The following is a 9,999-nucleotide window of genomic DNA, read 5'->3' on the forward strand; positions in this document are numbered from 1 at the left end:
CGCTGCGGGCGCCAAATGGCGGCTTAGTCCCAGACCACGTCATAGCTGTCGTTCGGCTCAACAGCGCAGGAAGACGCGAGCCGTACGACCAACTTGGGCGCGTAACAGACATTTCCCAATCTGTCGGCGCAACGATCAAGGCCGCATCAGCAAGTCCCGACGGGCAATGGCAAGTCAGTTTCTTCCGCTCAGCAAAGTCATTCCGGATGCCGCCGCGACGAGTCGCACCGCCTTCGGCGGTTGCGCTCGGGACAGTTGCAAAGTGCAGTAGCGCTTTGCAACTGTCCCGAGCGCTTCAATGGCCTCGGATCGTCTCAAACGGCGGATAATTTTGTAGCCCATAAATAAAGGGTTGCGGTGAGACGAGACACCATCTGCAAACATAAGAACCAGCAGCTCGATTTCGGGGGAACCGGGAGGCCCGCTGCGGCAATGCGTCGCTCGCACGCTTCGCGGTCCATCCCCCATTCGCGCAGCGGGTAGCGATAGTCGTAGAGCGGATCGTTGATCTTGGTGGCGTGGGTGTAGCGTAGCGTATCGCGCTTCCCGGCATCGAAGCCGATCAGGCGCGTCACCTTCTGTCCCCTCGCCCATGTGTCGATCGCGGGCTGCCACGTTTTCAGGAAGGCATCCTGTGGCGCCTTCTTGTATTTGAGGCTGCAACTGGAGCCGCCGAGCGATTTGCTGGGCAGGGTCGCATTGGTGAGCGCCATCTCGAGCAGGGAATAATAGGGCGGCCAGTGCTTGAAGCGGCGGGGCTGATAGCGAACGATCTCGAAGGGGATACCGCGTGCGGCCATCCATGGGCGGATCACGTCGAGGTACTCGTAAGTGGCCGGCTTCTCGACGCCGGTATCCGCCGTAATGACAAGGTCGGGCTTCTCGCCTCGGGCTTCCAGTTCGAGCAGCAGCGCGGTGGAATCCACGCCCACGCCATAGGCGAGGACGTGCGGGGCGCGGGGCGGCAAGAGGTAGTCCGGGACGCGGTTTCCCGCGCCCACGGCCTTGGGGGCGCTCTGCAGCCGCGTCATAGTGCGGTACGGGGAGCGTCGCCCCACTCGTATTCAGGCAGTTCGTCGACCTGCGGGCCATCGCAATCCCACATGATCCAGGCGCAGTTTTCGCGTTTGGCGACGTGAATGGCCGAACGGATCTCGGCGGGGACACCCTCGGCCTCGGTGATGCCGACGTCATCGCAGACGTGCATGAACCAGCCATAGTCGTCCTTGTCGAAGCAGGCCCATGGACAATGTGGCATCCAGTTTGCGGCCGTCGCGGGGCTCATATGGATGGTGCCGAGCACGAGTATTCTGGCGATTTCGAGCGCTGGCGGGACGTGAACGGCCTGGGCGAGTGCGACAGGAGCGACGTTCAAAGCGACCTCCCCGATCTCGTCGGTGATGACGATCGGGGGAACAGCGAAATCGGCTTCGTCCAGATAGGCGTTCACCGCAGCCAGACTGCCCAAAGCCTCGATCTTGGCGCGATCGACATAAGTAGTGCCGTCTTCGCTGCAGGGGTAGATGATGGGTTTGCCGGTTCCGGTGAAGACGACTTTCTCCGGGCCCCATTGCCCGGTGAAACCGTAGGAGGACCGCACGTACGGCACGCCATGGGCCTCGCAGATGGGCTCCAGTTCCTTGAAGGTGCCATTGGCGACTTCGTGCGCATAGAGGCGCAAGGGCTGGCCTTCGGTCAGGTCGCTGTCGTTGAAAGGCTCGCCGTCCCAATCGGTGGACAGAGCCTCGGCCGCGATCGCGACCGTGAGGCTCTTCCAGAGGGCGTGACTGATGGTGCCGCCGATCGTGATCGACGCGGAAACACGGTCTACCATGTGGCGGCCCTCAGCGCAGTTCTTCGAGGACATCGGCGCAAAGCTGCGCATCCTCGCGGGTAAGCCGTTCGACGCGGGGCATGTCGCCCATGTCGATCACTTCGTAATCGTCCGACATGAACGACCATTCGGCGGGATCGAACTCGTCGTTCCTGCACCAGGTTCCGTCGGGCCAGAGGACGATTTCATGGCCGGCGTTCGGGTTCGGGGCGGCAATCTGTGTGGTGTTAGGGCACATGCTGCATCTCCTACTGGCGCGGAAAATCCTTGCCTTCGCCTTCACCCCTCCCCCTCTCCTTTCGCGGCCTCGGACAGATTCAGTATGTCAGCGAGGGTCGGAGGTTGTGGCCTGCGCGGGCGACGGCCGAAGACGAGGCCCTGCTTGCCGGCATATTTGTGAAGGGCGCCGACTTCTCGGCCGAGCGCTGCGGCAAGATCTGTGAGGCTGATGCCATGCTCATGCGCGATGCGCAGCGCGGCCAGATGTTCGGGGGTCCAGCGCTGGCGCCCTTCGTGGACGAGGCCAAGGATATTGGCGCGCGTGAAGATGGCGGCGCGGGTGCGGCCCATCTGCCGGGCCAGTTCGGACGTCGGGATCTTGCCGTAGTCGCGGCGAAGCCATGCTTCATCGGCCTCGGACCAGTCAGGGCCAAGGCGGAAGCCTTTGGATCGGGCATGGGTGCCGCGAAGGTTAAGGTATTCCGCGCGCCAGCGGATCGAGAAGACCGATCGGCCGAGCCGGTTGCGCAAAGGTGTCAGGCTGGCGTTGTCGCGGTAGGCTTTGATGAGAAGTTCATCTTCCTCGGGCATCCAGACGCGGCCCCAGCCCTTCCCCTGCCCGGTTCGCTGCATGAGCGCCTGAAGCGACGACTTGGTGCGGGCGGCAAAGCCTTCCGTGCCAAGGATCGTGCCGATCTGGGTGTAGGTGTGACCGGCTTGCACGAGTTCGATGGCGCGTTCGATCTCGGCGTTGGTCCAGCCTTTAGGGGTACTCGCGTGCTTGATGCCTAGCTTGCCTGCGCGGCTGTAGACGCCGGCATGGGGTCTGCCGATGATGAGCGCGACCTGTGCTGTCGGAATGTCGGCCGCAAAGGCGGCACGAAGTTGCGCATCTTCCCACGGCGTCCATGGCGGTGCTGCCTCTTCGCTGAGGCCAAGGAATGCGGCGCGGGTATAGACTGCGCCACATGACCGACCAAGGCGCGCTGCGATCGTGGCAGCGGGCTCCTGCCCGTAAGTCTGGATCAGTTCGTGATCTTCAAGCTCGCTCCACGGCCGCGTTGAATGGCGGCGCAGGCCAAGGGTGCAAACCTTGTCCCTGACACCTTGCAAGCCCCGGCCCAGGGCCTCGGAGATTTCCGGCAGCGGGGTGTCGTCGTTAAACAGCTGGCGCAGGGTGCGAACCTCCTGCGGGGTCCAGCTGTCAGATCGATACTGCATTTCGCCCAGCGGCGCCGATGCCTTGGGCACCGGCGCCGCAAGCGGAACAAGCTCGACGATGATGGGGGCGGTGTCGTCAGTCATGACAGGCCGACCACATGGACATCGCTGAGACGGGCGCGCAGCCGAGTATGGAGGCGCGCCATACGGTCATCGCCGCGTGGCATGGTATCGACGGCCGAGAGCGCTGAGAGGACGTCCAGCGCCTGATCCACGGCTTCGCGCGTGATGCAAAGATGCTTGGCCAGTTCGTTGGCGGTCGTGGCGTTGGGAGTAATCCCCTTCAAGGCCAGGCAGACCGCCGTTGCGGTCGGCGCGATGGGATCGAGCAGGAAGGCGTCGAGGGCGCGGCTGCCGCGAGCCTTCAGGCTTTCGTCGCGTCGGCTCGGTGTTTCGCGAAGATGCTCGAGGTCGAGCAGCTTCTGGGCCTCGGCATGGTCGAGGTCGGCCGCGCCGTGCAGGTCCGGGGTGGCGCCGAGATGTTCAGTGATGGTCTGGTCGATCTTGGCGAGCAGCGGCGTGCGGGTGAGCGCGGGACCGAAGGCGTAGAACTCGCCAGCGCGCAGGGTGCGCAGCTTTTCGGCCTCGCTGCGGCTGAATCCCAGAATGTCGGCCGCGCGCAGGATGTCGCGGTCGAAGACGTTGATGCCGATGAGGAAGTTCTGAAGCTCGGATACGACGGAGCTGGAGAGCTTGGCGAGGCGCTGGGTCGCGATGATGGGTGCGATCCCGCGTTTGCGGCCTCGTGCGCACAAGTCGGTGAGCGTGGCGACGCCAAGGCGGCGGGTTTCCGCGTCCTGTGCGGAACCGGCCTGATGGGGGGCGAGCAGGTGCCCTTCGTCGATCGCGACGAGAACCGTGTGCTTCCAGTCTTCACGAGGCGCGCCGACAAGGCCGGCGAAGAAGGCCGATGCCTTGATGATGCGCTGTTCGGGATCGAGGTCGGTGAGATCCAGATGTAGGGCAATGCGGTGGTGCCTCGCGCGGGTCGCTGCGGCGGTCAGGCCATCGGCGGCGATTTCGGCGGCCTTGATCGTGGTGGCTCCGATATGCGCGGCAAGGTTGCCGAACTCGCCTTCGGGATCGACGATCATGGTTTGCACATAGTCGAAGGCTTCTTCGACAATGCGGCGCATGGTCTGGCTCTTGCCGGCACCGGACCCGCCCTGGACCAGCATGCGTCCCGCAAGGACGCGGGCGAGGTCCAGTTCGAGGGCACCAAAGGCGGTTTGGCCGATGGGAACCGCGCAGCGCGGCGGCGCTGGCGGTCCCGGAAGTTTCACGACGTTGGACATGGGGCGGCTCCTTTCGGGTTGCTCGCCTGTCCCCTTCCCCCTCCCCTCAAGTGGGTATCAGCACCTCGGTCAGCCTGCGGCCTTGGGCTAGAAGGTGAACTCGGAGGCAGCATAGGCACGCCAGAGGCGGCCTTCGGCCTCGATCTGGTTTTCGAAGGTGCGGATTGAATTGCCGATGGTGACGATGAGGCCCTTTTCCTCATCCAGTTCGATATGGCCGGGCTCGTAGACGCGGCCAGGCCGGATGCAGGGGTCATTGTCGCCCACTTCGCAGCCTGCGGCCGAAAGGTCGGGTACGGTGAGCCCGGTACAGCGCCAGAGGTCGAAGCGTTCGCCTTCGGCGCTGGCAGTCATGTAGCGCTCTCTGGCGATCGCCCATGCTGCGTTGACGTGATCGAGGTCATCGCCAATGCCGGTGATCGCACCTCTGGCGATCAGCTGCTCGCCGCGATAGGTCAGCCATACCGCCAGCATGACCATATTGGCATCGAGGAAGTCATGCGACGCGCAGCATCCCGGCGTGATCGTCTGGTTGTTGAGCCGCATTGTCTGCCATTCGTCAGGCGTCATTTCCTGGGCGAGCGCCTTGGCGAAGGCGCAGGCAAGGGCCTCGCGGTTGGCATGTTCCATGGCCTCGGCGTAATCCTCGCCGGTGTAGATGGCCTCAAGCTCGTCTTCGGCATTGCAGCGATAGAGGCCAAAGCGCGGCTCGCCTGCGATCTCGCGCAGCGCGGCTTCGGGATAGTCGATCCACATTTCCACTGGCTCGCCCATCGGCCCGGTGCAGACTTCGAAGCTGGGCTTGGTGTCGTTGCGCCAGCTCTTGTCCATCCAGTCTCCCGGAATGGGCGGCATGCAGGCAATCGGATAGTCGGGGAATTGCAGAGCCCACCGCGTTTCGACCTCCTGCGTGGTGTAGCCGAAGGCGAGCGATACATACCCAGCCTTGGGCTGCAGAGCGTTGAGCGATGCGATCAGTGCGCGATCGCCATCGGCGCCTGCTAGAAGTTCTGCATGGACATGCGGCCAGGTTGCTTCGTCGACGGTGATGTTGAGAAAGCCGTTCCATTCACTGTCGTCAGTGTAGCCGGGGAAGACAGTGCCTTCTCCGAAGCTCCAGGAAACCTCGCGGCGGCCCCCTATGGTGCGCGACTTCGCGCGCGGCGCAGGCTTGGCCTCGTTTCCGGGCTTGTCGAGCATCAGCACGAGAATGGAGGGGCGATCAGCTTCATCGAGCGGGCGGGAGTCGAGGATATGGCGCCCGCCACGTCCGATGCCGAAGGCGTTGAAGGTCGGCGAATGCCCGCCGTTGGCGTTCGGGATGGATGTGCCGGCATCGTGGTACTGGATGTCGACGAACCCAGCAGGGCTGCGTTCGCGATCGGGCAGGAAACAGAAGGTGACGCGGCGGCCGTCGCTCGTTCTGGCGGTGATGGTGTATTCGCCATCGGAGACGTCGCTCGGCTTGTGCGGCACGTCGTTGAAGCCGGCGAAGCCGAGCGCAACGGCCTCGGCCTGGGACATGATGGGATGCTCTGTGGAAGCGGTCATGACAGTATCCTTTCGCGATGAGTCAGGCGCTGCGGCGCTGGTCAATGAGGTCGGCAAAGCGGTCCCGCACGGCGCGGGCTGTCGGGAAGCGGTTGGCGAGCTGGTGTCGTGCGAGGATCGGCGCGCGGGCCTTGGCTATGGCCGCGGCCTCGGACAGGGTCGGCAAGCGCGGCGGCCAGCCTTTCACGTAGCGCAGGCCCTTGGGCATCGCGCTCTCGGCCTCGCGCCGGTGCTGGGCGTCGATCTTGGCGGCCGCGATGCGGATCTGCAGGTCGCGTGGGAGAAGATCGGGAGCCGTATCCGCGAGCCAGCGTGCGGGCTGAAACGAGAAGGTGGACTGCGCCTCAAGACCGCATAAGTGGATCAGCGCGTCGCGGTTCGCAGGAGCGCTGGCTGAAGCGCGGATATCGGCGATCGACTGCAGGACGCAGAACCGGCAGGAAAGCCGCGAACTGGAGTAGCAGGTATAGGCTTCGTGCAGCGGGATGCCGAGATGCGCATGGGCCGCGAAGACTTCGGCCGTCGTCCATTCGACGATAGGATGCCAGAGCATCATGCGCGTGCCATGGGCATTGTCGGCACTGGCGTAGCGCGTGTCGGCCTTCCATTCCGGCGTCTTCGATCGTGCGCTGCTTTCGTCGCGCCGGATGCCGAGTACGTTGATGATGGTTTCGCCGCGCAGGGTGCGGGCGAGGTGCGGGCCGATCACATGGGCCTTTGCCTCGGATGTGCAGAAGCGCAACGAGGCCGAAGACCACGGCCCAATGAGGTTGTAGGTTTGAAGGGCTTCGTAGCGGCGCTTGCCGTTCTCGAAGCGCTGTGCCCAGCGGTCAAACAGGTCGCCGGCATTACGGCGCACGACGCAGAGCGGAAGATCCGCAAGCGCTGCGAGCCGTTCGACCATGGCGGGCGTGCTCTCCCATTCGGCGCGGCCGAGGTCGGCATGGATGACCAGGCGACGGTTTCGGGGATGGCCGAGCTGATCGAGCACGATCGAGACGGCGAACATGGCGGCCGAGGAATCCTTGCCGCCCGAGACGTTGAAGATGATCCAGGCCCCGGCCTTGATCGCGGTGCGGATCTCGGAAGGCAGGGCAAGCGAAGGCAGCCCTGCCGGCGTCGCGCCGGCAGGCTGCAGATGCTGGTGGAGCATGGGGTCAGTGTCTTGTCAGATGGGTGGTGATCGCCGCTTCCTCGACGACGGGAAGCCTGCTGGCCATGTCACGCGCGATCGCTTCGCGATAGGCGACAGCCATCCACTCCTCGCGGGGGTATCCTCGATATTCCCCGCCGATCAGCTCTATCTTGTCCCCATACTGCTCGATGCGCTGGCCGTTGTAGCAGACCAGGATTTCCCATTGTGTATGGCTGAAGCGCTTCTGCTCGATGGAGACGAGTGCCGGGTCGAATACCGGCTTGGGTGTCTCGGAGGGACCGGCGCCGGTGCCGAGCACCCGCCCGATGATCCCGGTCGTGCTGTGAAAGTCGATTCCGGCTTCGGTGATGATGACGCAGCCTCCGCCGAACTCGTCGGGCCGCAGGGCATCGCTGGTATAGGCCCAGGAGAAGGCGCAAGGGAGTGCGGACTTGCAGGCGGTGAAAATCAGGTTGCCGCCCGCATCCGCCGCGATCTGCGCCTCGATGCCATCGTGCCATTGCCCGCACCCGTCGAGAACACGGCGCCAACCAACCGGGAACCCATCGCCGCTTAGGGAGACATCCCATGCTCACCAACCAACAGGTTGTCGATCAGGTCCGCGGCGATGCCGCACGGATCGAACGCTTCGTGCAGCGCCGCGAGACTTTCCTCGATGCGCTGGACTGGACAATGCTCACTTGTGAACAGGTCCATGAAGCTGCCATGCTGGACTTCATGCTGGAAGATGACCTTGCCGAAGCCCTCCAGCGGGTTTCCATGGCCGAAAGCCCCGCCGCGACGGGGCTTCCCCTTGTCCCCACCTTCATCCGCTACAATCCGTTCCCGCGCCCCTGGCACGCGGAATGGCTGGCACTGGTGAACTGACCGGAGATCCCCTCATGAGCCGATACGACTTCCCCGGTAAAGGCGTCGCAAGCAGCGTCGCCATCGGATACGACCGGCCCCTGTCGACATTTTTTGTGCAGGTCATGCAGCCGCATCCCCGCATCGAGGGCGAGGAAGCAACCTACATCTGGAAGGGAAGTGCCCCCGGAGAGCTTCCCACCGCTGCAGACGCAATCGCTGTTGCGGCTGAATATGCCGATCTGCCCAAGGATCTTGGCGCAAAGCTGGAAACCGATCGCCTGAAGACGCTCGGCACCTTCGACGGTCCCGCCCAGCTGGCCGCCAAGCCCTTCATCCAGTCATCACCGCCGCCGATCCACACCGAGGCCGAAGCTCGCGAAGCAGGCTTCACACGCGCCGTCGTGGCGGACAGCGCCCAGCACACACTGGAATTGCTGATCGAGCCGAATGCCGACCTCGATTCCATCTTCCTCGCCTTCGACCGCGGCGCGAACGAAATGCTCCATATCCATGGCTGGAACTTCACGATCGAGCCGGAGTGACGTGGCAGCAACCATGTGATAATGTGAATACACGTATTCAATCGGAGACAATGCCATGGCGACGTCAGTACGCCTCGCCCCAGAAGTAGAGCAGCGCCTCGACCATCTCGCCAGCGCCACCGGGCGAACCAAGGCATATTATCTGCGCGAAATCATCGAGCGCGGCCTTGAAGACATGGAAGACATCTACCTCTCCGACAAGGTGCTTGAGGACATTCGTGCTGGCCGCGAAACCACAAGCTCCCTCGACGACGTGGAGAAGCGCCTTGGCCTGGCGGATTGAACTGTCATCCAGCGCCGAAAAATCCCTCTCCAAACTCGATCGCCAGACCGTAAAGCGGATCATTACGTTCCTGCGCGAGCGGGTTGCTGCCAGTGACGATCCCCGCGCATCTGGAAAGGCATTGACCGGACCCTTGGCGGGGCGCTGGCGCTACCGCGTTGGCGACTACCGGATCGTCTGCGAGATCGAGGATGGCAGGCTTGTCGTTCTTGTGCTGACCGTTGGCCACCGAAGCGACATTTACCGCTGACCTCCCAGGACATCCATAACGCATAGAGATGAGGGGGAAGGGGACAGGCGATCCATGGAGGATCGACGGAGGTTCCCTTGTCCTACACCATCGACATTGGCGCAGCGCCTGCGAACGCACATTGCGCCCAGCTTGGCCACACCCCGGATTTCGAGCGGGTCAATCGCTTCGAGATCGACGCCTATCGCATCGGCATCATCGCGATCCATGGCCTTCCCCCTGAAGGCTGCCATCTCACCAGCAAGCCCAATCGCCACGATTTTGGCACCTACCGCACTCTCGTCCTGCATATCGACGACGAGCACGACGCTGCGGTCGCCGCTTATGCCGAGGCCGTAGAAGACGGGCTTGGCTCGTGGATCGAGGCCGCGATTGCGTGCCCCGTCGAATATGACGGCAATGTCGCCACCATTCCGAGGCCCGAACTCGACGAGGTGACGATCGGCGCCCTGCTGACCACTCGCCCCGGCGCCAACGGCCGCTTCGCCATCCCCGCGTTCGAGACCATCCACACCAACCTTTCGGCCGCATTTCCCAAACTCGCCGAGGCCGCCCGCACGCGCCTTGCCGGCGATGCCGCCTGAGCGCGCAGGAAATCCATCATGGCGAACAACTACCTCTCCAGTTCCTTCATCCTCGAGATGAGCGCCGACGATGCCGAAATGGTCAGGCTGGCGCAGCGCGCAAGCGAGATCGTCGAAGACCCCTGCATCAGCGATACCGGGCGCGACCTCGCATACGCCGACCTTGGGCCGCGCTTCGCCGCGCTCTTTCCCCCCAAGGACGATGACGATTTCGG

At 63.7% G+C, this 9,999-nt stretch carries 12 protein-coding genes and 2 pseudogenes; 6 read left to right on the plus strand and 8 right to left on the minus strand.

Going from position 1 to position 9,999, the window contains the following annotated elements; all coding sequences use genetic code 11:
* Positions 1 to 326: 326 nt before the first annotated feature.
* The 8 genes and pseudogenes from OKA11_RS23745 to OKA11_RS23780 all read right to left on the minus strand — a co-directional run.
* Positions 327 to 1,031, minus strand: a pseudogene (locus tag OKA11_RS23745) (hypothetical protein); the annotation flags it as partial.
* Positions 1,028 to 1,834: a DUF5983 family protein gene (locus OKA11_RS23750; protein WP_267224992.1), complete on the minus strand. Its 807-nt coding sequence runs from the start codon at positions 1,832 to 1,834 to the stop codon at positions 1,028 to 1,030. The gene OKA11_RS23750 and the pseudogene OKA11_RS23745, both read right to left, overlap by 4 nt.
* Before the next feature lie 10 nt (positions 1,835 to 1,844).
* Positions 1,845 to 2,072 (minus strand): hypothetical protein, encoded by a 228-nt coding sequence (locus OKA11_RS23755; RefSeq protein ID WP_267224994.1) that lies wholly within the window; start codon positions 2,070 to 2,072, stop codon positions 1,845 to 1,847.
* Positions 2,073 to 2,113: 41 nt separating this feature from the next.
* Complete coding sequence (locus tag OKA11_RS23760; protein ID WP_267224996.1) at positions 2,114 to 3,358, minus strand: hypothetical protein; 1,245 nt, start codon at positions 3,356 to 3,358, stop codon at positions 2,114 to 2,116.
* Positions 3,355 to 4,569 (minus strand): type IV secretory system conjugative DNA transfer family protein, encoded by a 1,215-nt coding sequence (locus tag OKA11_RS23765; protein WP_267224997.1) that lies wholly within the window; start codon positions 4,567 to 4,569, stop codon positions 3,355 to 3,357. Before OKA11_RS23765 ends, OKA11_RS23760 begins: the two co-directional genes overlap by 4 nt.
* 87 nt (positions 4,570 to 4,656) lie before the next feature.
* Entirely contained in the window at positions 4,657 to 6,120 is a 1,464-nt protein-coding gene (locus OKA11_RS23770; protein ID WP_267224999.1) for a hypothetical protein, read from the minus strand.
* 22 nt (positions 6,121 to 6,142) lie between these two features.
* The gene (locus tag OKA11_RS23775; RefSeq protein ID WP_267225001.1) at positions 6,143 to 7,273 is read right to left on the minus strand and encodes a phosphoadenosine phosphosulfate reductase domain-containing protein; all 1,131 of its coding nucleotides are present in this window, start codon (positions 7,271 to 7,273) and stop codon (positions 6,143 to 6,145) included.
* Positions 7,274 to 7,277: 4 nt separating this feature from the next.
* Entirely contained in the window at positions 7,278 to 7,574 is a 297-nt protein-coding gene (locus tag OKA11_RS23780) for a hypothetical protein (RefSeq protein ID WP_267225003.1), read from the minus strand.
* A 269-nt stretch (positions 7,575 to 7,843) separates the two neighbouring features.
* Here OKA11_RS23780 and OKA11_RS23785 point away from each other — a divergent pair, with 269 nt between their 5' ends.
* The 6 genes and pseudogenes from OKA11_RS23785 to OKA11_RS23810 all read left to right on the plus strand — a co-directional run.
* Positions 7,844 to 8,143, plus strand: coding sequence for a hypothetical protein (locus OKA11_RS23785; RefSeq protein ID WP_267225005.1), 300 nt, complete (start codon positions 7,844 to 7,846; stop codon positions 8,141 to 8,143).
* 14 nt (positions 8,144 to 8,157) lie between these two features.
* Positions 8,158 to 8,667 carry a hypothetical protein gene (locus tag OKA11_RS23790; RefSeq protein ID WP_267225007.1) on the plus strand — a complete coding sequence of 170 codons (510 nt, stop codon included), beginning with the start codon at positions 8,158 to 8,160 and terminating at the stop codon, positions 8,665 to 8,667.
* A gap of 55 nt (positions 8,668 to 8,722) precedes the next feature.
* Positions 8,723 to 8,950, plus strand: a complete 228-nt coding sequence (gene relB, locus OKA11_RS23795; protein WP_267225009.1) for a type II toxin-antitoxin system RelB family antitoxin — start codon at positions 8,723 to 8,725, stop codon at positions 8,948 to 8,950.
* Positions 8,934 to 9,200, plus strand: coding sequence for a type II toxin-antitoxin system RelE family toxin (locus OKA11_RS23800; protein ID WP_267225011.1), 267 nt, complete (start codon positions 8,934 to 8,936; stop codon positions 9,198 to 9,200). Before relB ends, OKA11_RS23800 begins: the two co-directional genes overlap by 17 nt.
* Positions 9,201 to 9,277: 77 nt before the next feature.
* Complete coding sequence (locus OKA11_RS23805; protein WP_267225013.1) at positions 9,278 to 9,784, plus strand: hypothetical protein; 507 nt, start codon at positions 9,278 to 9,280, stop codon at positions 9,782 to 9,784.
* 18 nt (positions 9,785 to 9,802) lie between these two features.
* Positions 9,803 to 9,999, plus strand: a pseudogene (locus OKA11_RS23810) (hypothetical protein); the annotation flags it as partial.

Origin of the sequence: Novosphingobium clariflavum, assembly GCF_026420865.1 — a bacterium.
Taxonomy (GTDB): Bacteria; Pseudomonadota; Alphaproteobacteria; order Sphingomonadales; family Sphingomonadaceae; genus Novosphingobium; species Novosphingobium clariflavum.